This is a genomic window from Pseudomonas sp. S37 (assembly GCF_016658545.1).
GTDB lineage: Bacteria > Pseudomonadota > Gammaproteobacteria > Pseudomonadales > Pseudomonadaceae > Aquipseudomonas.
The window spans coordinates 19,949-43,439 of record NZ_JACVZC010000044.1 but is presented as its reverse complement, the minus strand read 5'-3'; the positions used below and the strand labels follow the sequence as shown (position 1 = coordinate 43,439).

At 62.6% G+C, this 23,491-nt stretch carries 20 protein-coding genes and 3 pseudogenes; 6 read left to right on the top strand and 17 right to left on the bottom strand.

The window, feature by feature from the left end; all coding sequences use genetic code 11:
* Positions 1-98 precede the first annotated feature (98 nt).
* Complete coding sequence (locus IAE39_RS15410; protein ID WP_201203824.1) at positions 99-416, bottom strand: non-heme iron oxygenase ferredoxin subunit; 318 nt, start codon at positions 414-416, stop codon at positions 99-101.
* 23 nt (positions 417-439) lie between these two features.
* Complete coding sequence (locus IAE39_RS15405; RefSeq protein WP_201203823.1) at positions 440-1,654, bottom strand: NAD(P)/FAD-dependent oxidoreductase; 1,215 nt, start codon at positions 1,652-1,654, stop codon at positions 440-442.
* A gap of 104 nt (positions 1,655-1,758) precedes the next feature.
* On the opposite strand from IAE39_RS15405, the gene IAE39_RS15400 reads away from it, so the two are divergent.
* Positions 1,759-3,159 carry an aminotransferase-like domain-containing protein gene (locus tag IAE39_RS15400; RefSeq protein ID WP_201203817.1) on the top strand — a complete coding sequence of 467 codons (1,401 nt, stop codon included), beginning with the start codon at positions 1,759-1,761 and terminating at the stop codon, positions 3,157-3,159.
* A 21-nt stretch (positions 3,160-3,180) separates the two neighbouring features.
* On the opposite strand, the gene IAE39_RS15395 is transcribed toward IAE39_RS15400, so the two are convergent.
* Complete coding sequence (locus IAE39_RS15395) at positions 3,181-4,161, bottom strand: isopenicillin N synthase family dioxygenase (protein WP_201203815.1); 981 nt, start codon at positions 4,159-4,161, stop codon at positions 3,181-3,183.
* A gap of 278 nt (positions 4,162-4,439) precedes the next feature.
* On the opposite strand from IAE39_RS15395, the gene IAE39_RS15390 reads away from it, so the two are divergent.
* The 4 genes and pseudogenes from IAE39_RS15390 to IAE39_RS15375 form a co-directional block, all read left to right on the top strand.
* The gene (locus tag IAE39_RS15390) at positions 4,440-5,096 is read left to right on the top strand and encodes a TetR/AcrR family transcriptional regulator (protein WP_201203813.1); all 657 of its coding nucleotides are present in this window, start codon (positions 4,440-4,442) and stop codon (positions 5,094-5,096) included.
* A gap of 181 nt (positions 5,097-5,277) precedes the next feature.
* Positions 5,278-5,553 (top strand): annotated as a pseudogene (locus IAE39_RS15385) (SDR family oxidoreductase); the annotation flags it as partial.
* 267 nt (positions 5,554-5,820) lie between these two features.
* Positions 5,821-5,904 (top strand): annotated as a pseudogene (locus IAE39_RS15380) (protease); the annotation flags it as partial.
* Between the two features lie 43 nt (positions 5,905-5,947).
* Positions 5,948-6,142, top strand: a pseudogene (locus IAE39_RS15375) (SDR family oxidoreductase); the annotation flags it as partial.
* A 284-nt stretch (positions 6,143-6,426) separates the two neighbouring features.
* Here IAE39_RS15375 and IAE39_RS15370 read toward each other — a convergent pair.
* The 7 genes from IAE39_RS15370 to IAE39_RS15340 form a co-directional block, all read right to left on the bottom strand.
* Positions 6,427-6,993, bottom strand: a complete 567-nt coding sequence (locus tag IAE39_RS15370) for a DUF6630 family protein (protein ID WP_201203811.1) — start codon at positions 6,991-6,993, stop codon at positions 6,427-6,429.
* 295 nt (positions 6,994-7,288) lie between these two features.
* Positions 7,289-7,891: a histidine phosphatase family protein gene (locus IAE39_RS15365; RefSeq protein ID WP_201203809.1), complete on the bottom strand. Its 603-nt coding sequence runs from the start codon at positions 7,889-7,891 to the stop codon at positions 7,289-7,291.
* A gap of 351 nt (positions 7,892-8,242) precedes the next feature.
* Positions 8,243-9,190 carry a LysR family transcriptional regulator gene (locus IAE39_RS15360; protein ID WP_201203834.1) on the bottom strand — a complete coding sequence of 316 codons (948 nt, stop codon included), beginning with the start codon at positions 9,188-9,190 and terminating at the stop codon, positions 8,243-8,245.
* A 9-nt stretch (positions 9,191-9,199) separates the two neighbouring features.
* Positions 9,200-9,820: a TetR family transcriptional regulator gene (locus IAE39_RS15355; RefSeq protein WP_201203807.1), complete on the bottom strand. Its 621-nt coding sequence runs from the start codon at positions 9,818-9,820 to the stop codon at positions 9,200-9,202.
* A gap of 28 nt (positions 9,821-9,848) precedes the next feature.
* Entirely contained in the window at positions 9,849-11,237 is a 1,389-nt protein-coding gene (locus tag IAE39_RS15350) for an efflux transporter outer membrane subunit (protein WP_201203806.1), read from the bottom strand.
* Positions 11,234-14,374 carry an efflux RND transporter permease subunit gene (locus IAE39_RS15345; protein WP_201203805.1) on the bottom strand — a complete coding sequence of 1,047 codons (3,141 nt, stop codon included), beginning with the start codon at positions 14,372-14,374 and terminating at the stop codon, positions 11,234-11,236. The genes IAE39_RS15350 and IAE39_RS15345 overlap by 4 nt, the downstream gene beginning before the upstream one ends.
* Before the next feature lie 43 nt (positions 14,375-14,417).
* Entirely contained in the window at positions 14,418-15,542 is a 1,125-nt protein-coding gene (locus IAE39_RS15340; protein ID WP_201203804.1) for an efflux RND transporter periplasmic adaptor subunit, read from the bottom strand.
* Between the two features lie 223 nt (positions 15,543-15,765).
* On the opposite strand from IAE39_RS15340, the gene IAE39_RS15335 reads away from it, so the two are divergent.
* Entirely contained in the window at positions 15,766-16,533 is a 768-nt protein-coding gene (locus IAE39_RS15335) for an IclR family transcriptional regulator (protein ID WP_201203803.1), read from the top strand.
* 13 nt (positions 16,534-16,546) lie between these two features.
* Here IAE39_RS15335 and IAE39_RS15330 read toward each other — a convergent pair whose 3' ends face one another.
* From IAE39_RS15330 to IAE39_RS15300, 7 genes are all read right to left on the bottom strand, one after another.
* The gene (locus tag IAE39_RS15330; RefSeq protein ID WP_201203802.1) at positions 16,547-17,446 is read right to left on the bottom strand and encodes a SphA family protein; all 900 of its coding nucleotides are present in this window, start codon (positions 17,444-17,446) and stop codon (positions 16,547-16,549) included.
* A gap of 276 nt (positions 17,447-17,722) precedes the next feature.
* Complete coding sequence (locus IAE39_RS15325) at positions 17,723-18,463, bottom strand: SDR family NAD(P)-dependent oxidoreductase (RefSeq protein ID WP_201203801.1); 741 nt, start codon at positions 18,461-18,463, stop codon at positions 17,723-17,725.
* Positions 18,464-18,541: 78 nt separating this feature from the next.
* A complete protein-coding gene (gene mhpE / locus IAE39_RS15320; RefSeq protein WP_201203799.1) occupies positions 18,542-19,561 on the bottom strand; it encodes a 4-hydroxy-2-oxovalerate aldolase in 1,020 nt (339 codons plus the stop codon).
* On the bottom strand, positions 19,558-20,490 hold the full coding sequence (locus IAE39_RS15315) for an acetaldehyde dehydrogenase (acetylating) (protein WP_201203793.1): 933 nt from the start codon (positions 20,488-20,490) through the stop codon (positions 19,558-19,560). The genes mhpE and IAE39_RS15315 overlap by 4 nt, the downstream gene beginning before the upstream one ends.
* 17 nt (positions 20,491-20,507) lie before the next feature.
* Positions 20,508-21,302, bottom strand: coding sequence for a 2-keto-4-pentenoate hydratase (gene mhpD, locus IAE39_RS15310; RefSeq protein ID WP_201203787.1), 795 nt, complete (start codon positions 21,300-21,302; stop codon positions 20,508-20,510).
* 77 nt (positions 21,303-21,379) lie between these two features.
* Positions 21,380-22,186 (bottom strand): alpha/beta fold hydrolase, encoded by an 807-nt coding sequence (locus IAE39_RS15305; RefSeq protein ID WP_201203785.1) that lies wholly within the window; start codon positions 22,184-22,186, stop codon positions 21,380-21,382.
* 29 nt (positions 22,187-22,215) lie between these two features.
* A complete protein-coding gene (locus IAE39_RS15300; protein WP_201203783.1) occupies positions 22,216-23,451 on the bottom strand; it encodes an LLM class flavin-dependent oxidoreductase in 1,236 nt (411 codons plus the stop codon).
* Between the last annotated feature and the right edge of the window lie 40 nt (positions 23,452-23,491).

Genomic DNA, 23,491 nt, shown 5'->3' with positions numbered 1-23,491 from the left:
CCCCCCCCCCCCCCCCCCCCCCCCCCCCCCCCCCCGCTCCTACAGGTTCTGCGCCTGCCTTGAAGGAGATGCAGACCATGTCGGAGCGGCCGAGTATGTCAGGCCGGGATGGCGCACTGCACTTCGCCTGCGTCCAGGCGCACGGCGTAGGTCTTCACACCGCACTCGGCAGGCCCTTCCAGCACCTCGCCGCTCTGGATGTCGAAGCGCGCACCGTGCAGCGGGCATTCGATCTCGGTGCCTTCCAGCCAGCCGTCCGACAGCAACGCATAGGCGTGGGGGCAGACGTTTTCGGTGGCAAAGTAGCGACCGTCGACCAGGTAAATGGCAATCATCTTGCCGCCGACCTCACAGGCGAAAGGCGTGTCAGGCTGCACCTGCTGCGCATCGCAGACCTTGGTCCAAACAGCTTCCATCAGAAAACCCTCGGTGCTCGGGATCATTTCCCTGTTGTTGTTTTCGCTGACGCCAAAGTCGCGGTGTACTGCTCGGCAAGGGCGTCGTTGCGTTTCAAGCTGCGGCGGATCGCCGATATGTCTCGGTTGCGGTTCGCGCCGATGGCGCAGACCAGCTGGTCTTCCTGGCTCCAGCCCAACGCCAGCCACTGATCGGCGTCGACATCACCGATAAAGGAATAAGTGTGCGCCAGTGCCGGGAGCCCCAGGCACTGGATGGCACTGCTGTACTGGTCGGACCACAACCACGGCACCTCGGCGTAGCTGGCCAAGCTGTCGCCTGCAGCAGCACGGCCTGCTGCACGGCCCTGCTCGCCGGCCGCCGTCCATGACTCCGAACGGGTACGCACGCCCAGGTGTGCCACGGTATAACGGGTCACTTCACCCGCAGCGAAGATACTGGCATCCGTGGTTGCGCAGGTGCTGTCGACGACGATGCCGTCCTCAACGGCCAGCCCGCAGGCACTGGCGAGTTCCACGTTCGGCTGCACGCCGATGCCAACCACCACGAGGTCGGCGAGCACAGGTCCGGCAGAGGTCTGTACTACGGTTTTCCCGGATGGGCCTCGCTCGATTGCCGAAACACTCACCTGCAACTGGATATCCACGCCCTGAGCGACATGCAGCGCTTGCACCCAGCGGCTCAGCGGCTCGCAGCCGCTGCGAGCGAGCAGCTGCCCCAGCGCCTCGACGACCGTCACCCGGCACCCGCGCTGCCGGGCAGCTGCGGCAACTTCCAGGCCAATGAAACCGCCACCGATGACCACCACGTGCGCATCGGCGATCAGTCGACTGCGCAGTGCCAGGGCATCTTCGAAGGTTCGCAGGTAATGGACCGGGGTCTGCGCTATTGCAGCAGGCAGTGTTCTGACCCTGGAACCGGTGGCGAGCACAAGCTTGTCGTAGGCAAGCGAATCGCCACTGTCCAACTGCACGCGAGCAGCCTGGCGGTCGATTTCAGCCACCCAGGCGCCGCCGATACGCTCTACACCCGGCTCGGCATACAGTTCATGGCCGGCAAGCAAGGCTGGCTCCTGGCTCTGGGAAGCGAGAAAACCTTTGGACAGGTGCGGCCTGTCATAGGGCAGCTGAGGCTCGCGGCTGACCAGTGAAACCCGCGCCTGCGGCTGCACGTCAAGGATGCCTCTGGCCGCCTGGTGGCCAGCCGCCCCGCCACCGACGATTACGAAATGCTCCATGTGTCCCTCCCAGCGTTTCAGGTTGAAATGAATCTAGCGGCGAGGCTTCTGTACTACAATGCACACATTTTTACGATTATAAGTAGTACAGATTCGGAGATGGCATGCAGCGATTCAGACAAGTCGCCGAGTTGGTCCGCAAGCGTATCGACGGCGGCCTGATCGCCCCCGGCGACAAGCTGCCCTCGCTGCGCCGCCTGGCGTGCGAAACAGGCGTCAGCGTGGTCACCGTGTACCGCGCCTACGAACTGCTTGAATCCCAGGGCCTGTGCCATTCCCGCGACCGTTCCGGGTTCTACCTGTCCAGCCCGGGCAAACCCAGCCTTCATCGCCTCGCCAGCGACATGCCGGTGATGCCACCGGACACCGTCCGGGCACTGGACGGGTCGTTGGCGGGCTTGCACTTTCACGCACGGGCTTGTGCGGCGACCCTGCCAGCAGCGGGCCTGATCGCCGTGGACGGGCTGAACAAGCACTTGCGCCGTGCGCTGCTGCACAACCACCCGCTCCCGGAGCAGGCCCCGGATGGCCACCCGGAACTGATCTCGGCGATCCTGCAACGGGCTGGCCGGCGCGAGCTTTTCATCGCCCCTGATCAAGTGCTGGTTACCCGCTCGGCGATGGAGGCTTTCAATCTATGCCTGGACAGCCTTGCGCAAAGCGGCTGCCCGGTTCTGGTCGAGAGCCCGTCGTTTTATCCGGTGCTGGAAAGCTTGCGCCATCGCGGCATCAAGGCGCTGGAGATCTATTCACACCCGCAACAGGGCATCGATCCCGAACAGTTCGAACACATCCTCAGAACCACCGGCGTGAAGCTGTGCGTACTGATGGCCTGCAACCGCTTTCCGACTGGCGTGAGCTATAGCCGGGGCACCCTGCAGCGGTTAGTGCGCGCCGCCCGCGAACACGACGTAACCATTATCGAAAACGACATGACTGCCGAGCTTGGCTACGGCGAATTGCGCAGCCCGTCACTCAAAGAGTTCGACAGCGACGACCGGGTCGTGCAGTTCGGCGGCACTGCGGCTTATCTATCATCGGCTTACGAAGTGGGTTGGGTACTGGCTGGAAAACACACTCCGCAATTAAGCGCTAATCGACACCTGGGTGCGACCCACCTGCCCCACCCGGCATTGCAGGCAACCTTGGGGCACTACCTGAGAAGCCGCCAGGCCGAGCGTGACGTGCGCAACAGCTGCGCGGCGCTGGCCCAGCGGATGCAACAGGGCATCGAACATATCAAGGCGGCATCCGCCGGCAAGCTTTCAGTCTCGACACCCAGCGGGAGCTACCAGTGCTGGGTCAGGGGGCCGCGGCAGTTCGACTCGATGAAGCTGGCAATGAGCGCAGGTGTGGACACCTTCGACTTCATCCCCGGGCCGTTCTTCTCGCCAGTGGGCTCGTTTTCGAACTTCATGGCGCTCAACTTCTCGGCCCCATGGACGCCAACGCTCATCGAAAAACTGCAGCGGCTTGCCGAGACGGCAATCGAGGCCCGAAGCTGAAAACACTCCGGGCCTCGGCCCTCAGCCTTTCTGCAAGTGGGTATAGGTTTCCAGGAACTTGCCGTACTTGTAAGCACCGCACGTATAGGGCTGGTACTTCGCCGGGTTGCTGGGCGACACACACGTCGGCACAGGCTCGACGACGGCGTCGTAGTCCATGTCGATGAAGAACGGAATCGAATAACGAGATTTGCCACTGGTATTGATGACGCGGTGGTAGGTCGCGGGATAGCGGTCGTTGGTCAGGGTCTGCACCAGATCACCGATATTCACCACGAAGGTATCTTCTATCGGCGGCGCGCTGATCCAGTCGCCCTCCTGGTTCTGCACTTGCAGCCCGCCTACGTCATCCTGGTGAAGAATCGTCAGGAAACCGTAATCGGTATGTGCACCGGTTCCCAGCTCTTTCATGGAAATCGGCCCATGTTGCGGCGGGTAGTAGTTCAGGCGGTGGATGGTGATCGGCTTGCGTTGCAACTTCTCAAAGTAGTCTGCAGGCAGGTCAAGGCTGATGGCGATCGCGCTGATCAGCTCACGGGCAAGGCGCATCATGTGCTCGTGATAGAGATCGAATACTTCGCGAAAACCCTGGATGGTTTCCGGGATCGGGTTTGGCCCGAAGAAACGTGACACCTCATCGTAATGTTTGCCCAGGTCGTAGCACTCTTTGTGATCGCGCGTATTCATCGGATCAGGGCTTTCCGTATACATGGGAATGTAGCCACGAAAGATTTCGCCCTGGTGAACGATGCTGAGCTTTTCCTTTTCCGGGTAGGGCAATGCGAACAGCTCTGCCGTCAGCCGGTAAGCCTGCGCAATGAGTTCTCGCGGGACACCATGGTTCTTGATGTAGAGAAAACCGACGTGTTCACAGATGTGCCCGATCTCCTCGGCCACGGCTTGGCGGTCAGAGCCATCCAGTAACGGGGCCAGATCAACGACCGGAATCTCATGAAACGATGTGGTTTTACTGTCCAGGCTTCGATTCACATTACTACGCATAACGGCATCCTCGTTTTTGTTGGAGATGTATGAGCAACGGCCAGGCGCTCGAAGCGTCAATCCGGTCAGTGCGTGGCTGGGCAAACGACGCTTCGATGGGTGCAGATTGCGACCTCTAGACACACGTGTCAAGTAACAAGTACATGGATGTCTATTTTTTGTGCGCCGCTGCCTGGGGTCATCGGTGTATTCTGCAAGTGAGTTTGCTGCACGGATCGAGGCCGCAGCGTCCGCAGCAGAGCGGCCAATGCGTGATGAGTGTTCGAATTGAGGTAGGAATGACACAACCAGACAAATCCCACGAGAGTGAAAACGCGGGCCGAGGTAACGCAGACCTGTGGCTCACGGGTGCTTTTGAAATGTTGCTGGAAGGGGGTATCGATTCGGTTCGAATTCTTCCACTGGCCAAGAAGCTGGGGCAGTCGCGCACTAGCTTCTACTGGTTCTTCGAAGACCGGGATGCACTGCTCGAAGCCCTCATCGCCCGCTGGCGAGAAAAGAACACCGGCAACCTGGTCAGACAGGCGCACGCGTATGCCGAGAGCCTGCAGGAAGCCGTACTTAATGTGACGGACTGCTGGTTCGATGCGGCGGTATTCGACGCCCGCCTGGAGTTCGCCATGCGCAGCTGGGCGCTGCAATCGCCAGCGATCGCATTGGAGATCGAGTCTGCTGATAGCCAGCGTATCGAAGCACTCGGGGAGATGTTCCGGCATTTCGGCATTGAGCACGGTGCGGCTGATGTGAGCTCACGTGCGCTTTATCTCATCCAGATCGGCTACATATCCATGCAGACTCAGGAAGATCTGCACATAAGGATGAGCCGCCTGCCCCATTACGTGAAACTCCTCACACACCGATCGCCTCAACCAAACGAAATGGACCGGTTTTATGCCCGTCATGGATATTCACCGCTGCAGGGTGTCGAACACTAGCGTGCCGGCATGGCCTTCCATTCATGCGGGAGGTCAAGCCGACAAAGTCCTGCTGGTGCGCAAATGCAGCCGCCTCCAGCCGGAGTGAAGCCGTCCTCTGTCCCGCCCGTTGGTCAGCCTTGCGGAACAGGCATGGCTTATCCAGCCTCCATCGCCATACAAGCAGACGGAGGTCGTGGTCATGATTGATCCCACAACAGGCATGAAGGCGGGTGAGCGTTACTGCGTAGAGAACGTCGAACGCGCTCACCAGTTTCCAGGCTTCTTTCTGGATGGAAAATACTACCTCGGCCCCGAGTTGCTCACAGCCGTTGGCTGGCTGGAGGGCAAGCGCTTCATCTACGACAACATGGATGCTGCAGGCGAGCCGGTTTTTCCGGGTCGCGCAGCGGGAGACATCGAAGACCTGACGCTGACCTTGGTGGATGGCACAGCCTTGAAACTGTCCAGACTGGAAGTGATTGCCAGGGCCGAAGACACCGATGCCGAAGATCTTTCGTCTGTGAACGGAGCGTTCAGCCGTGATCCCGCCACGCCGAAATCTTCCGAAAGCCTGCTCGCACCACCGCGTGTTCGGCGAAGCATGGATGGCCTGGCAATAACCCGCAAAGACAGGACACCGCTTTTACTGAGCGCGGCAGTCATCGGGTTCCTCGCCGGGTTTGTGATCACCCTGGCGCAACGCAGGCGCCACTGAGGCGTAGTCTTTTGAACTTCGCGGAGGGTTGATGGCAACTTGATCACCAGCCGCAAGCCGGACGATATCCCCGCCTTCAATGTGCAATTGATCAGGGCTCTGGCTGGCTGATGTGTTTTCCGGACATTGGCCCCTCTCCAAGGGGCCGTTGGCTGGCCCCATGTGGACGCCTTTGATCCCGGCGACCATGCCCGATGAAGCCGTCAAGAACTTTGGCTCCAGCTACCCGATGGGGCGTCCGGGCCAGCCTGTGGAGGTCGCACCAATTTACGTGCTAGTGGGCTCCGATGAGGCCAGCTATATCAGTGGGTCACGTTACGCTGTCACTGGCGGAAAACCGATCCTTTGATGAAAACTGGCTCACGCGTCCCTTTGTAGGAGCGGCTTTAGCCGCGAATACCGGCTCAGCCGGTGCCATCCACCGGGGCGCCTGATTCGCGGCGGTTCGCCGCCTCGATAAACCCACACAGGGTGCACGTAGCGCTCACGATACCGTTTCATGTTCAATGACCGCTATGGGTCGTAAGCAGCCATCTACGACTGGCAGCTATCGACCCGAAGCGGGCCTTGCTTGGTGTTGAGGAGCCAGGCGAACTGAGTAAGGTCAGCTCGAAAACGGCCTGAGAATAAGCATCAAAAGGGCCTGAACCGAGCATCGATACCTGCCTGTTTGGCCTGCGCGATCAGGCTTTCGACGGAATCTTGCTCAACTATGCAACCCACATAATCCGCACCGCCCGTGTCTACATGCACAAAGCGCTTTCCGAATTCGGTCAGCCATTGATCGAAGTCAACCAGCACCTGCGCCATTGTGGGCATCCCCTCCAGTGGGTAGGCATAGACCTGTTCAATACCGCTAGCTGAAACTAGTTTCGGTGCCAGGTACTCGAAATCATCGAAGCCCCGCACGTCTACAGCCATGAGTACCAGTTGATCGAGTGACTGACCTTTCTCCGCATCCAAAAGGCCACTGGCCAGCGCGGCGGCTGGCTCCTCACCCAGGTTGTAATAGCGCGATACCCTTCTGACGAGACGCGCGCGTTCTTTTTCAGGCAGGCGTGCCAATAGGGCATGAGTGAACACTTTAAGCTGCGCACCTAATGGATGAAGCTCACGCATTATCGCGGCGTCGCTCAATCGTGGTTCATCGGGTGGCGGTTGTGTGAAGCGGCCACCAAACAATCGATCGAATAGGCCCATCGCCGTTTATTCTCCTTTGAGGGTGAGGTAGCTGTAGTGAAGATTAACCCAGCGGTTCGACGACTTAAGCCATGCCAAAGTGCCGCAGCGATCGCCCCATGGCTATCACTAATAACGGCGTGGCGAGGGCGTAACTTCATTTCCTCGACTCGATCCCCATCCTGTTCGCCTCGCAGCGTGACGATCGATGAACACCTGAGCACTGTAAGGCCGGGAAATCAGACACGGTGGGCCGTTTTCGACCCATAGCGGACCTTCAGATATTCCCCTAAGGCCAAGGATGCCAGGAATTACCTTAATCGCTCGGTGGTAGCGAAGCCTGTAGCGTCTTTAGGTCAGATGGCGCGAGTACAAAGCTTTCCAAGGCCAGCATGCTGCCGTTGGAGAGTTGCCAGTTGTAGAAGTCTGAAAAGTCATTCTTGGCCAGCGCCCGGATAGTCTTCGCAACAAAGCCATGCGCTACAAGAAGTACGCGCTTCGACGGGTATCTCGACTCCAGATCTACCAATCCGTCTCTGACCCGCTTCACAACATCAGCAATCGATTCTCCTCCAGTGGGCCCGAGCCCCCATTGACGCGTGATGTTTTGCGACCAAAGATGCGGATATCGCTCCCTTGCATCTGCCTGAGTCAAACCCTCGAAAACCCCTACATCACGCTCTCGAAAGCAGTCCATTGTCTGGGTCGGGAGCTTGAGCTTTTCATTAAGAATATTGGCGGTTTCCATTGCTCGCAGACGAGGAGAAACGACAAGCGTGTCCAGTTCATGGGGCAAACTCGCCCTTAACTCTTGAGCTTGCTCACGCCCCCGTTCTGTAAGCGATGGGTCGAGCGATCCCAGGTAACGATGTTCGGCATTCGCCCAGGTTTCACCATGCCGCACGACATACAGATCCATGAAATCCATCTCATTAGTGTAAAGGCGGGGAATTGTATCAAACGTGGAGTATCTGGCAGGATGATCTCGAGCGTCCGCATTGGGTCGTAAGCGGACTTTCTCGAAGGACTGCTAGCGACCCACAGCCGGTGCTCATTACGCCCAATGATTGAGCGCCCATGGGCCAACTCCGTGAGATGGATCTACCGTTTCGACTGCGTGCCATCGAGGCAAGTGCATTCATGACCGACAGTGAGCTCGCGGTCGATGGTGAACATCTGGTCAGCACCCATTCCACACTCAGGGAGGGGCGTCGGAACCGGTGTCAGTTCGGTGGTAGTTCTGTATGCATCGATCCCGCCACGTCTTGGTTCATGTGGCGTTCGGACGCTGAGCCGCCCAGTGGTGCGGATTCTCCAGCGTGAGCCGGTCGCGTTCGAACGCCTTCGGCAGGTGTGCCTTGAGGTGCTCGACCCAGGTTCGGATCTTGGCATCGAGAAAGCGCCGTGACGAGTAAAGCGCGTACACCTCGCGCGGATGTAACTGGCAATCCGGCATCAGGCGTACCAGGCGCCCTTCGCTGAACGCCTTGGCCGCGACGAAACTCGGCAGCAGGCAAACGCCCAGGCCGCTGGCTGCGGCTTGGCAGGCCGCCTCCGGTTGGTTGACGCGCAACACGTTCTGGAATCTGAAGGTCGCCTCCGGACCGAAGTACCAACCCTGCGGATACAGCGGGTCGGCCAGCAGGATGCAGCGGTGCTCGTGCAATTGCGCTGGCCGAGTCGGCACCCCATACCGCTCCAGGTAGGCCGGCGCAGCACACAGCACGCTGTGTATCTGCCCCAACCGCTGGGCGACGAAGTCCGAGTCCGGAAGGCCCAGCGCCAAAGTCACCAGCACATCCAAGCCCTCATCCAGCAGCGCCGGCGTCTGCTCTGTCAGCGACAGATCGATGGACACCTGCGGATGCAGCTCAAGGTAACGCCCCACCAATGGCATGAGGTATTCCAGACCGAACTCGGTGATCGTGTGCAGACGCAGGCATCCAATGGCCCGGGACTGGGCACTGGATGCCTCGACGGCGGCGCTTTCAATCTCGGCGAAAATAGTCTTGCAGCGTTTCAGATAACGCTGCCCGGCCTCAGTCAGCGCCAGCGAGCGGGTGGTTCGCTGCAGCAGCCGCGCTCGCAGTTGTTCCTCCAGCGCGGCGACCTGTCGCGAGACAGTCGGCGAGGAGATCCCCAACTGCTGCGCCGCCCGGCAAAAACTGCCGCTCTCGGCCACACGCACGAATGCCTGCATGCAATGCAACAGGTCCATCGCCATACGCTAGCCTCCTGCCACGCAGGGAAACAGCAAGGCCAGGATGAAGCGCTCGACCTCCCGCCCGACTGGAAACTGCTCGCCCGGCAACCCCAGCAACAGGGCCTCGCTGATCGCGCCGAACATGAACACGCCCACTGCCCGGGCCAGGGCATCGCGTTCGACGCCAGCCAGGCGCCCCACGCACGCCTGCTCGAGCACCAGCGACACGTAGTGGCGAATCCGCTGCTGCATGCCCTGCAGGCGCGCCTGCACCCGCTCGCTGATGTGTCGTAGCTCATGCCCTTGCAGCAGGATCGCGGCACAGCGCCGCAGATGCGGCACGCTCAAGGTACGCTGGACCCCGTTGCCGAGCACCGCCGCCATCTCCTCAATGCCTGGCAGGGGCTGCGCCCCGGCCCGTTCGAGCGGCAACTGGTCCCAGGGGAACCAGGACCGCTCGATCACCGCCTCGAGCAGCTCCGGCTTGCCCTCGTAGTGCCAGTAGATGGAGCCGCGGGTCAGGCCGGCGACATCGGCGATGTCCTCCAGCCTGGCGATCGCGTAGCCGCGATCGCTGAACACCCGCTCCGCAGCGTCAAGCAGGCGCTGGCGCGTCTGCTCGACCTCGGCCTTGCAGCGCCTCATCGCCCTGCTCCCGCCCAGTGCCGCGGCCTCACTGGCTACCTCCACCCAAGGCCTTGTACAACGCGATCAGGTTCTGGCTGCGCGCCAGCTGGGTGCTCACCAGTTCCTGCTGCGAGGCGAACAGGTTGCGTTGCGCATCCAGGCTGTTCAGATAGGTGTCGACACCGGTTTCATAGCGCTGTTCGGCCAAGGCATGGCTACGGCTGTTGGCCTTGACCAGCAGGGCCTGGGCGGTGACCTGACGCTCCAGCTCACGGCGTGCGGCCAGTCCGTCGGAGACCTCCTGGAAGGCCACCTGGATCGCCTTCTGGTAGTTGGCCACCTCGATCGAGGTCTGCACCTTGGCCACGTCGAGGTTGGCTTGGTTGCGCCCCCAGTTGAAGATCGGCACGTTAATCGACGGCACGAAGCTCCAGGCCCCCTGCCCGCCCGCGAACAAGTCGCCGAGCTGGCGGCTGGCCGAGCCCGCCGAAGCGGTCAGGCTGATGCTCGGGAAGAACGCCGCGCGCGCGGCGCCGACATTCGCGTTGGCCGCCTTGAGCGCATGTTCCGCCGCGAGGATGTCCGGGCGCTGGGTCAAGACCTGCGAGGGCAGCCCGGCCGGCAACGCGGCGTCCAGGGCCATCGTCGCCAGCGCGGCAGCAGCCAACTGCTCCGCCGACAGCGGCTTGCCCACCAGCAGCACCAAGGCATTGCGGTCCTGCTCCACCAGGCGCTGGTACTTGGCCTCGCTGGCCTGCGCCGAGCGTACGGTGCTCTCGGCCTGGCTCAGGTCCAGCTCGGTGGCCACATCCTCCTGGTAGCTGCTGCGGGTGGTCAGGTAGCTCTGCTGCTGGCTGTCCAAGGTCTGCTTGCTCAGCACCAACAACTGCATGTCGGCCTGCAACTGGTAGTAGGCGTTGGCCACTTCCGCCACTAGGGCGATCTGCGTGCTGCGCTGCGCCTCGACGGTCTGCAGGTAAGCTTCCAGCGCCTGTTCGTTGAGGCTGCGCACGCGGCCGAAGAAGTCCAGTTCATAGGAGGCGAAGCCGACGCCGGCATCATAGCGATGGCCGGTGCCACTGCGCCCGTCCGCGGACAGGTCCGCCGGCGTGCGCTGGCTGCTGCCGGAGACCGTGGCATCGATCGACGGCAGCAGGTCGGCGCGGCTGATGCGGTACTGCGCCCGCGCCTTCTCGATGTTGAGCAGGGACACCCGCAGGTCGCGGTTGTTGTGCAAGGCGTCGCCGATCAGGGCCTTGAGTTGCGGGTCATGGAAGAAGGTGCCCCAGGGTAGGACGCCGCCCGCCTCGGCGGGCGGGGTCTTCCACTCGGAAGCCACCGGCGCCGCCGGGCGTTCGTACGCGGGGATCAGCGAGCAACCGCCGACCAGGCCCATGGCCAGTGCCAGGGCCGCTTTCAGATTGCCGTGGCTCATGCGTGCTCTCCTTGTGCCTCGGTAGTGGCCTGCTGCGCCTTGCGGCTGAACAGGCGGGTGACGACCACGAAGAACAGCGGCACGAAGAACACTGCCAGGAAGGTCGCAGTGAGCATGCCGCCGACCACGCCGGTACCGATCGAGTGCTGGCTGCCCGATCCCGGCCCGCTGGAGATCGCCAGGGGCAGAACGCCGAGGACGAAGGCCAGGGAGGTCATGATGATCGGTCGCAGACGCTGGCGCGCCGCTTCCGCCGCTGCCTGCAGCAGGGGCATGCCCTCCTCGTGCAGCGCCTTGGCGAACTCGACGATGAGGATGGCGTTCTTCGCCGACAGGCCCACCGTGGTCAGCAGGCCGACCTGGAAGAACACGTCGTTGGCCAGACCGCGACCGAGGGTCGCCAGCACCGCGCCGATCACGCCCAGTGGCACTACCATGATCACTGCCAGCGGTACCGACCAGCTCTCGTAGAGGGCCGCCAGGCAGAGGAACACGATCAGCACCGAGACGGCATACAGCGCCGGCGCCTGGGAGCCGGACAGACGCTCCTCGTAGGACATGCCGGTGTATTGCAGGCCCACGCCGTCCGGCAGTTGGGCGACGATGCGCGCCACCGCCTGCATGGCGTCACCCGAGCTGTAGCCCGGTGCCGGCTCACCCTGGATCTCTACCGCCGGCACGCCGTTGAAGCGCTCGAGTTTGGGCGAACCATAGGTCCAGAAACCGTGGGCGAAGGACGAGAACTTGACCATCTCGCCATTGGCGTTGCGCACGTACCACTTGTCGAAGTCTTCCGGCGCGATACGCGAGCCGATTTCACCCTGTACGTACACCTTCTTCACGCGACCGCGGTCGATGAAGTCGTTGACATAAGAAGAGCCCCACGCGGTGCTCATGGTGTCGTTGATGTCGCTGATGCTCACCTGCAGCGCCCGGGCCTTTTCCTTGTCGATCACGATCTGGTACTGCGGCTCATCGCTCATGCCGTTGGGGCGCACGTTGGCCAGCACCGGGTCGCTCGCGGCCAGTTGCAGGAACTGGTTGCGCGCCGCGATCAGCTTCTCGTGGCCCATGCCGGCGCGGTCTTGCAGGTAGAAGTCGAAGCCCATGGCGTTGCCCAGCTCGAGGATCGCCGGCGGCACGAAGGCGATCACCGTACCGTCCTTGATCTGCGAGGCGCGCGCCTGGATACGCTGGGACAATGCGAAGATGTCGGTGCCGTGCTCGCCGCTGCGGGCCTCCCACGGCTTGAGCCCGACGAACAGCATGCCCGAGCTCTGCCCGCGACCGGCGAAGTTGAAGCCGTTCACCGTATACGCCGACTCGATCAACCCGCCCTCGTCCTCCAGCAGGTAATCGCGAATCTCGTTGAGCACTACCTGGGTGCGCGCGGCACTGGTGTTGGTCGGCATCTGCACCTGGACGAACATCGTGCCCTGGTCCTCACCCGGCAGGAACGCCGTGGGGATCTTCGGGAACAACCAGCACAGCGCCACCACGATCAGGCCATAGATGCCCAGGAACAGCGCCTTGCGTTTGGCGATACCTAGTACCCCGAGCTTGTAGCGATCGGCGTTGCGGTCGAAGGTGCGGTTGAACCAGCCGAAGAAGCCCTTCTTGTCGTGGTGGTCATGACCGATCGGCTTGAGCAGGGTCGCGCACAAGGCCGGGGTGAGGATCATTGCCACCAGCACCGACAGGGCCATGGCCGAGACGATGGTGATGGAGAACTGACGGTAGATGATACCGGTGGCCCCGCCGAAGAAGGCCATCGGCACGAACACCGCCGACAGCACCATGGCGATGCCTACCAGGGCGCCCTGGATCTGCCCCATCGACTTGCGCGTGGCTTCGCTGGGTGACAGCCTGTCCTCGATCATGACCCGTTCGACGTTTTCCACGACCACGATGGCGTCGTCCACCAGCAAGCCGATGGCGAGGACCATGCCGAACATGGTCAGGATGTTGATCGTGAAGCCGAACGCCGCCAGCACGCCGAAAGTGCCCAGCAGAACTACCGGTACCGCCAGGGTCGGAATCAAGGTGGCCCGCAGGTTCTGCATGAACAAATACATCACCAGGAACACCAGGACGATACCTTCGCACAGGGTCTTGACCACCTCGTGGATCGACGCACCGACCGCCGGCGAGGTGTCGTATGGGTAGACCACCTTCAGCCCAGCCGGCAGGTAGGGCTCCAGTTCACCGACGGTGTCACGCACCCGTTGCACGGTGTCCAGCAGGTTGGCACCGGTGGCCAAGCGCAGGGCGATGGCCGCCGCCGGCTTGCCGTTGTAGGTGCCGGAGATGGAGAAGTCCTCGGCCCCAAGGCCCACGGTAGCGACGTCCTTCAGGCGTACCTGGGAACCGTCCGGGTTGACCTTGAGCAGGATCTCGAGGAACTGCTCGGCGCTCTGCATCCGCGACATGCCCAGCACGGTGGCATTGAGCTGCACGCCTTCATGGGTCGGCAGGCCGCCAAGCGAACCGGAGGACACCTGGACGTTCTCGGAGCGCACCGCATTGATCACGTCCTGCGGTGTCAGCTGGTAGCTGAGCAGTTTCTTCGGGTCGGTCCAGATACGCATGGCGTACTGCGCACCGAGCATCTGGAAGTCGCCGACACCCTTGACCCGGGTGATCGGGTCCTTGAGGTTGGAGGCGATGTAGTTGCCGATGTCGAAGTCATCCATGCTGCCGTCTTCGGAGTACAGGCCTACGATGAGCATGAAGTTGATCTGGTACTTGGCCACGCGCAGGCCCTGGCGCTGCACTTCCTCGGGCAGCAGCGGGGTTGCCAGTTGCAGCTTGTTCTGCACCTGGACCTGGGCGATGTCCGGGTCGGTACCCTGGTCGAAGGTCACGATGATCGTCATGCTGCCATCGCTGTTGCCCTCCGACGAGATGTAACGCAGGCCGTCGAGGTTGTTCAGCTGCTGCTCGATGACCTGCACCACGGTGTCTTGCACGGTCTGTGCCGAGGCGCCTGGGTAAGTAACAGTGATGCTCACCGCGGGCGCGGCGATGTTGGGGTATTGGTTGACCGGGAGCTTCATGATGCTAAAGCACCCGGCGAGCATGATCACGATAGCGATCACCCAGGCGAAGATCGGCCTGTTGATGAAGAACGATGCCATTTGAATTTACCGAAAAGTGGCGGCGATGCCGGGACAGCCTGGGTTACTTCGAGCTGACGATGGATTGCAGCGGTGCGACGTTGCTGGCGGCCACCGGCGTGAGGGTGATGCCTGGGCGCACACGCTGCACGCCCTCGGTGACCACCCGCTCGCCGGCGCTCAGGCCGGACTCCACCAGCCACTGGTTTCCCACGGTGCGCGCCGTGCGGATATGGCGCAGCTCGGCCTTGTCGCCCTCGCCCATCACCCAGGCCGTAGCCCCTCCCTTGAGGTCGCGGGTCACGCCTTGTTGCGGGACCAGCACTGCGTTGCGGCGCACGCCTTCGGCCAAGGCGCCGTGGACGAACATGCCTGGCATCAGGATGCCGTCGGGGTTGGGGAACTGCGCACGCAGGGTGACCGCACCGGTGGTTGGATCGACCGTCACTTCGGAGAATTTCAGCGCGCCAGGCTGGGCGTAGGGCGTGCCGTCTTCGAGGGTCAGATCGACCTTGACCTGGCCGGGCCCAACCATCGCCAGGTGCCCGGCATCCATCTCGCGACGTAGCCGGAGCATTTCGGTGGAGGCCTGGGTGACATCCACGTAAATCGGGTCCAGCTGGTTGATCGAGGCCAGCTCCTGGCTCTGCTCGGCACTGACCAACGCGCCCTCGGTGACGTTCGAGCGGCTGATACGGCCATCGATCGGCGACAGCACGCGGGTGTATTCAAGGTTGATGCGCGCGGTCTTCAACTCGGCCTCGGCCTGTTTCCAGCTGGCCTGGGCATCGTCGAACTGCTGGCGGCTGATGGCTTTGGTTTCCAGCAGGCGCTGGTAACGCTGGGCCAGGTTGCGCGCGGTGTCGCGGTTGGCTGCGGCCTTGTCCACGGCTGCTTGGTACAGCGCTGGGTCGATCTGGTACAGCTGCTGCCCCTTGCGCACCACGGTGCCTTCGGTAAACAGGCGCTTTTGCACGATCCCGCTCACCTGCGGACGCACTTCGGCCACCCGGTACGCGGTGGTACGGCCCGGTAAGTCGCTGCTGAGCAGCAGGTCCTGCGCCTTGAGCTCGACTACCCCCACTTCGGGAGCCTGGGCCGTCACCTTCGGCTCGGTTTTTTCGCACGCGGAAAGCGCGAGGGTCATCGACAGCAAGGCACCGAGGCCCCGTGAGGTTCTGCTGATCATGGTTTCTCCTTGGACATGACGCCGGCCCGGACACTGCAGGGGGAACTTGCAATCATCACGAGCATTGAGCGATTCTCTGTGTACCACAATACGGTACCGTGTACCGCATTATGATACAAGCAGTGCGGTAAAAGAAAAACCTTCACTGCCGAGCGGCGAAATGAACCTGTACACTCGCCCAGCCGCCAAGGTGTCGGCGGCGGCGCCGTTTACGAGGAAAGTGATGAGCAGTGACAAAGACAACGCAGCGGATGAGCAACGCAGTGGCGGCATCCAGGTCATCGCGCGCTCAAGCGCCATCATGCGGGCTCTGGGGGCCCAGCCCCAGGGCCTGAGCCTGGCCGCCATCGCCCAGGCCACCGACCTACCCCGCTCCACCGTGCAGCGCATCATCGGCGCGCTGGAAACCGAAGGCCTGGTCGAAAGCCTCCCTGGCAGCGGCTATCGCCTGGGCCCGGCCCTAGGCCAGTTGATCCACCACGCCCATGGCGACATCATCTCCGTGGCCCGCGAGTCACTGGAGCAGCTCGGTGAAGCACTGGGGGAAACCGTGGTGCTGTCGTGCATCCGTGGCAAGCGGAGCAATGTCATCATCCGCGCGATCAGCGAGCAGGAACTACGCGTGGTAATTCCGCTGGGCCATTCGCTGCCCATGTATTCCACCAGTGATGGCAAGGTGCTTCTCTCGACCCTGAGTGACGAGGGCATTCGGGAATGGCTGCCGGACACGCTGGAAAAGCTCACGGCCAATACTCTCGGCTTGCCGGAACTGCTGGCGCAGATGCCGGAGATTCGTCGTAGCGGCATGGCCGTGGACATCGAGGAACACACCTTGGGCGTGAGCGCGATGAGCCTGTTGATCCCCACGTTCATGGGGCCGCACGCGGTATCGGTGGTCGCGCCCACCGCGCGCTTCAAACCGAGGCTGGCGGAGTTTCGCGCAGCCCTGACACGCTTCAAGGCTGCGCTGGACAAACAGTTCGAGGGTTAGTGGGCGGTGTGATTCAGAAGGCCTTCACGAGCGTAAAGCGCAACACCGAGCCCTTCGCCGCGGCGGCACTGCCAGCCGACACGCTGACCTCCTTGTAAGCCGCACCTTTGAGCAGAACGCCTGTGCCGGGGACCGGATAATCGAGTTCCAGGCCGATCGCGTGGCGTGATGAGCGGTTGTTACTCGCGCCATAGCCCTTGTCGTCCGATGCCTGCCATTGGCTGTAACCCACCACCCCTGTCTGAAAGGTGCCCAGGTTCTTGCCCACTCCCCATTCGAGCGTCACTTCATTGCCCGGCCGGAATCCCGAATCGTCCTCGCCATTGCGCTCGAAACGCATCAGCGCCGAAGCGGTGATCGTCTTGGCGCTATCGAAGTAGTAGGTCGCGCCACCTGAAAGCATGGTGGTCTTGAAGCCCTTGCCAGGCGACGCGGGGTCGCTGGTGCTGCCGTTGTCGAACCACAAGCCGCCGACCGCCGCCGCATCCCACTGCTGCCCATGCCAGATCAGCGCCACGCCGGCGTAAATATCACCGATGCCGGTGCGCGAGTCGGATACTCCCGCAGCGTTCAGATTGAGTGAGGTGTGCGCGACAGGAACCATCGTCTCCACGGCGAAGTCGGCGCCGAGCACTTTCTTGTCGGTGACCCAGATAAGCCGGTTCGCCACTGCGGTGACATTGCCCCGATTGTGGCCTGGCAAGTCGTCGTTGCTGCCAGGGGCACGGAAGCTGTCGATGTCGTAGTTCACCACATAGGCAAGGTAGTAGAGCCCGGGGGGCGGCGCACTGGCCGCTTGCAGGCCTTCGACACCCGGCGTGTAGTGGCCACCGGCAGTCGCACACAAAGGCAACATCGCGGCGGCCAGGGTGCTGGCGATGGCGATGGTCCGGACTTGTTTCTTGTTATTCATTATCAAATCCTGTCTTTCAATAGGCAGGCCGAAACCGTGGCGGGCCGTGCAGCCCACCAGGTCGGTTACCGAAAAGAGGTTGGTGTTCTTGATTCGACGCTTACGGTCGCATGACGACTTTCCCCGCCTGTCCCGAGGTCACCAGTCCAAGGGCATGCCGAGCCTTGTGCAGGCCACAGCGACGGGCGGAGAGCGCCTCGAAGGGGTTGGCCTGGTGGTGCAGCGAAACATGGAGCACGTCCTCGTCCCTGGTCATGTGCCCAGCTCTGATCGTGCTCATAGCTTCCACATCCCCCCATCCACCACCAGCGTCTGCCCCGTAACGAAGCTCGCATCCTCCGAGGTCAGGAACAGGATCGGCCCGACAATGTCCTGCGGCTCGGCAAAGCGTCGAATTGCCTGCTGGTTCCAGACCGCGCGGGTCACCTCTTCCGGCACGGAGCTGGTCCCAGGGGTACGGGTGATTGCCGGGGCGACGGCATTGACCGTGATGCCCTTCTCACCGAGCTCATTGGCCAGGCCGCGGGTCAGCCCGATGACACCCATCTTGCTCGCCATGTAGTGGCTCAGGCCAGGCAAGTTGGTGCCGATCGAGTCGGAGGAGATGTTGACGATACGCCCCCATCCGGCCTTTTCCATCAACGGCACGAAGGTGCGCGCGCCCAGGAATGGTCCTACCAGGTTCACGGAAAGCACACGGTTGTAGGTCTCGACGCTCAGCTCCTCGAGCAGCGCGAATGGATAGATGCCGGCATTGTTGACCAGGATATCGGCCCGCCCGAACGCCTGCTCCACGGCATCGCGCGCCTTCTCCCAGTCTGCCTCGTCCGCCACGTTGCAGGCGATCCGGATGGCCTTGACGCCCAAAGCCTCGACCTCGGTGTGGGTCTGCGCGCAGTCGTCCAGGTCCAGCAGTGCCAGGTCGGCACCGCGTTGCGCGAAGCTGACGGCAAGAGTGCGACCAATGCCCTTTGCGGCACCGGTGATGATCGCCACACGGCCAGTATGAGTGTTCATGTTGAATGCTCCAGCAACCATGGGTTGGACCTGCCAGGCCAGCAGCCCGGCAGGCCATTGGGTTCGAACCGCAGCGGGTCAGCCCGCCTGCCGCGCCCGCAACAGATCGAGCGCCACATCCACGATCATGTCCTCCTGGCCGCCGACCATGCGCCGGCGCCCCAGCTCCACCAGGATGTCGAGGGTCTTGAGGCCATACTTGGCCGCGGCGATTTCGGTATGGCGCAGGAAGCTGGAATAGACCCCGGCGTAGCCCAGGCCCAGGGTCTCGCGATCGACTCGCACGGGCCGGTCCTGCAGCGGCCGTACCAGGTCGTCGGCGGCATCGAGCAGTGCATAGAGATCGGTGCCGTGGTTCCAACCGAGCTTGTCGGCGGCGGCGATGAACACCTCCAGCGGCGCATTGCCGGCACCGGCGCCCATGCCGGCCAGGGAAGCATCGATACGGTCGCAGCCTTCCTCAACTGCGGCGATGGAGTTGGCCACGCCGAGGCTGAGGTTGTGATGGGCGTGGATGCCGGTTTCGGTATCGGGCTTGAGCACGGCTTTCACCGCCCTGAACCGCGCGCGGATATCTGCCATGTTCATCGCGCCACCAGAGTCCACCACATAGATGCAGGTGGCGCCGTAGCTCTCCATGAGCTTGGCCTGGCCAGCCAGGCCCTCAGGGGTCTGCATGTGGCTCATCATCAGGAAGCCGACGGTGTCCATGCCGAGGCTGCGGGCGTACTCGATATGCTGCTTGGACACATCGGCCTCTGTGCAGTGGGTCGCCACCCGGACCACTCGTGCGCCGGCGTCATAGGCGGCCTTGAGGTCATGCAAGGTGCCGATGCCTGGAAGCAGCAGCGTGGCGATCTTGGCGTGGCGCACCACATCGGCCGCCGCCTCGATCCACTCAAGGTCGGTGTGGGCGCCGAAGCCGTAGTTGAACGACGAGCCTTGCAGGCCGTCGCCATGGGCCACTTCGATGGAGTCGACCTTGGCATGGTCCAACGCCGTGGCGATGGCGCGCACGTCGTCGAGGGAGTACTGGTGGCGAATGGCATGCATGCCGTCGCGCAGCGTCACGTCGGAGATATACAGTTTCTTGCTCATGCCAAAACTCCCATCGCCTGCGCCATGCGCTCGGCGGTGGCCAGCGCGGCGGAGGTCATGATGTCGAGATTGCCGGCGTAGGCCGGCAGGTAATGGGCGGCGCCTTCGACTTCGAGGAACACCGAGGTCTTCAGGCCGGTGAAGGTCCCCTGCCCCGGCAGCTTCAAGTCGCGCACCTCCTCGAACTGCACCTGCTGCTTGAGGCGATAGCCCGGCACATAGGCCTGCACGGCGGCGGCCATTTCCTCGATGCTCGCCGCGACTTGGGCCTGGTCAGCCGGCTCGCTCAGCACGTACACCGTGTCGCGCATCATCAGCGGCGGTTCGGCGGGGTTCATGACGATGATCGCCTTGCCCTTGCTCGCACCGCCGATCACTTCGATGGCCTTGGCAGTGGTCTCGGTGAATTCGTCGATGTTGGCGCGGGTACCGGGGCCCGCCGACTTGCTGGCGATCGAGGCTACGATCTCGGCGTAGTGCACCTTGATCACGCGCGATACCGCGGCGACCATGGGGATGGTGGCCTGGCCGCCGCAGGTGACCATGTTGACGTTGAGCTGGCCCAGGTGCTGCTCCAGGTTGACCACTGGCACACAGTACGGGCCGATGGCCGCCGGGGTCAGGTCGATCAGGCGCAGGCCTGGCTTGTGCCGGCGCAGGAAGGCGTCGTTCTTGACGTGGGCGCCGGCGCTGGTGGCGTCGAAGACGAAATCGATATCCTGGAACACCGGCAGGCGGGTCAGGCCTTCTACCCCCTCGTGGGTGGTGGCCACGCCCAGGCGTGCGGCGCGGGCCAGGCCGTCGGAGTTGGGGTCGATGCCGACCAGGGCCGCCATTTCCAGGTGCCGGCCGTGGCGCATGATCTTGATCATCAGGTCGGTGCCGATGTTGCCGGAACCGATGATGGCAACTTTGCGTTTAGTGCTCATGAAAAGTCTCTCTGCGATTAGTCGCTGCTGAAGGTCACGCCAACCCGGCCCAGGCCGTCGATCTCGGCCTCGAAACGGTCACCGGCCGCCACCGCCACCATCGGCCCGAGGGCACCGGTGAGGATGATGTCGCCGGCCTTCAGCGGGTCGCCCAGGCGGGCCATGGTGCGTGCCAGCCATACCGCGGCATTGAGCGGATGGCCCAGGCATTCGGCACCGCTGCCGCTGGACACCAGCTCATCGTCGCGGGTCATGCGCATGGCCGCGCCGCGCAGGTCGAGGCCATCAAGGCGACGAGCCGGCCCGCCGAGCACGAAGCAACCGCTGGACGCGTTGTCGGCCACGGTGTCGGCGAAGCGAATGCGCCAGTCGGCGATGCGGCTGCCGACGATTTCTAGGGCCGGTACGACCCAACCGGTGGCATCGAGCACATCGGCGAAGGTGGTGTCGGCGTTGGGCAGGTCGCGTTCGAGTATCAGGGCGATCTCGGCCTCGATCTTCGGCTGCAGTACGCGGCTGAATGGCACGGTCTCGTTGTCGCCGTAGGCCATGTCGGCGAACAGGCAGCCGAAGTCTGGCTGGTCGACCCCTAGCTGGGCCTGCACCTTGGGGTTGGTCAAGCCGATCTTGCGACCGACTAGGCGGCGCCCCTTGGCCAGGGCATGGGCCACGTTCAAGCGTTGGATGGCATAAGCGGCTTCGGCGTTGTTTTCGCCAATCTGCTCGCGCAGCGGGGCGATGGCTTCGCCCTGCCGCTCGGCTTCGCGCAGGGCGTGCGCGAGGCGTTCTACGGTGTGGTCTGTTGGCGTCATGATGAACTCTCGTCAAAACAGGCGGTTGAAAGGGCTATTGGCGGATCGGGGGCTCATAGCCCCCTACCGACGTTGCGCTACTGCGCCTGCTCGCCCAGGAAGTCCAAGGTTGCGCCGAGGGTGGCTTCGAGGTTTTCCATCTGCGGGATGTGCCCTGCTTTGGCGATCATCCGCACGTGGCTGCCAGTGATGCGCGTGGCGAATTCATCGGCGTACACTGCCGGTACCAGGCGGTCGTGCTCACCCCAGACGATCAGGGTCGGCACCGCGATGCGATGCAGGCGCTTGTTCAGGCCTCGGTCGGCAATCGGCCAGACGAACTTGCCGGTACAGCCCAGCGCCCAGACACCCGCCGCCATGGCCTTGACCCGTTCCTCGGGGTCCTGTGGCAGCTCGAACATCTTGCGCGCCACCTCAATGGCCGGGTCATGGAACAGCAGCGCCGGCATGTCGGGCGCGGGCACCTCATTCCAATTGGCGATTGGCGCGTCGTCACGCCACAGGCCGATGGCATTGAGGATGACCAGTCGCGACGGCAATTGCGGGAAAACACTTGCGAGTTCCGCCGCCAGCATGCCGCCAAAGCTCTGCCCCACCAGCACCGGGCGCTCCAACTGCAGTTTGCTGATTACCTCCTGGTACAGCAGCACCACGTCCTGCAGGTCGTCGAGCTGCTTCACGGCATAAGGATCGTCCGGCGTGGTGCCGGGAAACTCCGGCGCATAGACGGTATATTGCTCGGCCAGGTGATCGAGGAAATCGTCCCAGAACGGGCCGGCTGCCGAGTGCAGGTAGACCAATGCGGGGCCGTGGCCGGCCACCCGCACACGCACCGTGACCTTACCGTCCCAGGCCTTTACTTGAAGGTATTGAGTTGAGTTCATTGCAGTGACTCCAAAGACTGGGGGGATGTTCAGGCCGGCTTGCCACCGAGACGCTCAGGCCACCAGTGATGCTGGTAACCTTGGTCGCTCCAGAGTTGGGACAGGTGCGGTTTGACCTCCCTGGCGAACAGTTCGATGTTGTACTGGGCCAATTCGGTGGGCATCGAGCCGAACTGCAACATCGCGTGCAGGTTGCCGATCTTGAAATCGGTGGCGAACTCCTTGATGCGCTCGCGCACGGTGCTCGGGCTGCCGCAGATGATCGCGCCGCACTCGACCAACTCCTTGAAGGTGATGGTGCGCATTTTTTCGTAGATGCCGAAGTCTTTGGGGTCGCGGTATATGAACTCTAGGCCGCGGATATCGATGCCCCCCGGCAGCGCCAGGCGGTTCATGCCGATGCCGCCCAGGGACTTGCGGAAGAAGTATTCGGCATGGCGGGCATACAGACGTTCGGCCTCGGCGTCGGTCTCGGCGACGGCGACCATCTGCATGAAGCCGACCTGGTAAGGGTTGACTTCCTTGCCAAGCTCCTCGGCGATCTGCTGGAAGCGGTCGAAGATCCGCCGCCCCGTGACCTTCGGGCCAAACCAGCCGAAGTAGTTGAAGCCGTAGTTGTTTTCCAGGATGAATTTCATGGTGTTCGGGTTACCGATGGCGGTGATCCACACCGGCGGATGCGGGGCCGTCTGCAGCGGGCGGGGCCAGATGTTCACGTTGCTAAGCTTGGTAAACTTGCCGTTGAAGGCAAACGGCTCGCGCTCACGCCAGGCCCGCAAAATCAGTTCCAGGTTCTCGTCGAAACGCTCGCGAGTTTCCATCGGCGCCACGCCATTGTTGGAGTTGGCGTCATAGGCCAAGCCAATCGGGAAGCCACAGATCAGACGCCCGCCCGACATGCAGTCGAGCATCGCTTGCTCCTCGGCCACGCGCAGCGGCTCGCGGGTCTTGCCCAGCGATCGACCCAACGGGTAGATCGCCGTCTCCAGGCCTTCCTGCTCGGTCATATAGGCCACCACGGACTGGAAGAGGTCCGGGTTAGGCATCATGTCGTAGCTGCTCTGGCCATGCTCGGTGATAGCGATGCCATCGAAGCCGCAACGGGCGGCGAACATCATCTCGTCCAGCGCGTCCTTGAAGGCGCTGCGGATCCCCTCAGGAGTCACAAGGTCGTGGTAAGGGGTGGTCACGACAGACTCGTACCTGGACTCGAAGTCATCCGGCAATGACCGGTAGGGTACCTGCTGGAAATAACTGATTTTCATGGTTAACTCCGCACTTCTTGGCGCCGATGGCGTACATCGC

Bases quoted from the DNA above. Each gene is read 5' to 3' on its own strand.
- IAE39_RS15410 (WP_201203824.1), bottom strand. From the start codon at position 416: ATGGAAGCTGTTTGGACCAAGGTCTGCGATGCGCAGCAGGTGCAGCCT.
- IAE39_RS15405 (WP_201203823.1), bottom strand. From the start codon at position 1,654: ATGGAGCATTTCGTAATCGTCGGTGGCGGGGCGGCTGGCCACCAGGCG.
- IAE39_RS15400 (WP_201203817.1), top strand. From the start codon at position 1,759: ATGCAGCGATTCAGACAAGTCGCCGAGTTGGTCCGCAAGCGTATCGAC.
- IAE39_RS15395 (WP_201203815.1), bottom strand. From the start codon at position 4,161: ATGCGTAGTAATGTGAATCGAAGCCTGGACAGTAAAACCACATCGTTT.
- IAE39_RS15390 (WP_201203813.1), top strand. From the start codon at position 4,440: ATGACACAACCAGACAAATCCCACGAGAGTGAAAACGCGGGCCGAGGT.
- IAE39_RS15370 (WP_201203811.1), bottom strand. From the start codon at position 6,993: ATGGGCCTATTCGATCGATTGTTTGGTGGCCGCTTCACACAACCGCCA.
- IAE39_RS15365 (WP_201203809.1), bottom strand. From the start codon at position 7,891: ATGGATCTGTATGTCGTGCGGCATGGTGAAACCTGGGCGAATGCCGAA.
- IAE39_RS15360 (WP_201203834.1), bottom strand. From the start codon at position 9,190: ATGGACCTGTTGCATTGCATGCAGGCATTCGTGCGTGTGGCCGAGAGC.
- IAE39_RS15355 (WP_201203807.1), bottom strand. From the start codon at position 9,820: ATGAGGCGCTGCAAGGCCGAGGTCGAGCAGACGCGCCAGCGCCTGCTT.
- IAE39_RS15350 (WP_201203806.1), bottom strand. From the start codon at position 11,237: ATGAGCCACGGCAATCTGAAAGCGGCCCTGGCACTGGCCATGGGCCTG.
- IAE39_RS15345 (WP_201203805.1), bottom strand. From the start codon at position 14,374: ATGGCATCGTTCTTCATCAACAGGCCGATCTTCGCCTGGGTGATCGCT.
- IAE39_RS15340 (WP_201203804.1), bottom strand. From the start codon at position 15,542: ATGATCAGCAGAACCTCACGGGGCCTCGGTGCCTTGCTGTCGATGACC.
- IAE39_RS15335 (WP_201203803.1), top strand. From the start codon at position 15,766: ATGAGCAGTGACAAAGACAACGCAGCGGATGAGCAACGCAGTGGCGGC.
- IAE39_RS15330 (WP_201203802.1), bottom strand. From the start codon at position 17,446: ATGAATAACAAGAAACAAGTCCGGACCATCGCCATCGCCAGCACCCTG.
- IAE39_RS15325 (WP_201203801.1), bottom strand. From the start codon at position 18,463: ATGAACACTCATACTGGCCGTGTGGCGATCATCACCGGTGCCGCAAAG.
- mhpE (WP_201203799.1), bottom strand. From the start codon at position 19,561: ATGAGCAAGAAACTGTATATCTCCGACGTGACGCTGCGCGACGGCATG.
- IAE39_RS15315 (WP_201203793.1), bottom strand. From the start codon at position 20,490: ATGAGCACTAAACGCAAAGTTGCCATCATCGGTTCCGGCAACATCGGC.
- mhpD (WP_201203787.1), bottom strand. From the start codon at position 21,302: ATGACGCCAACAGACCACACCGTAGAACGCCTCGCGCACGCCCTGCGC.
- IAE39_RS15305 (WP_201203785.1), bottom strand. From the start codon at position 22,186: ATGAACTCAACTCAATACCTTCAAGTAAAGGCCTGGGACGGTAAGGTC.
- IAE39_RS15300 (WP_201203783.1), bottom strand. From the start codon at position 23,451: ATGAAAATCAGTTATTTCCAGCAGGTACCCTACCGGTCATTGCCGGAT.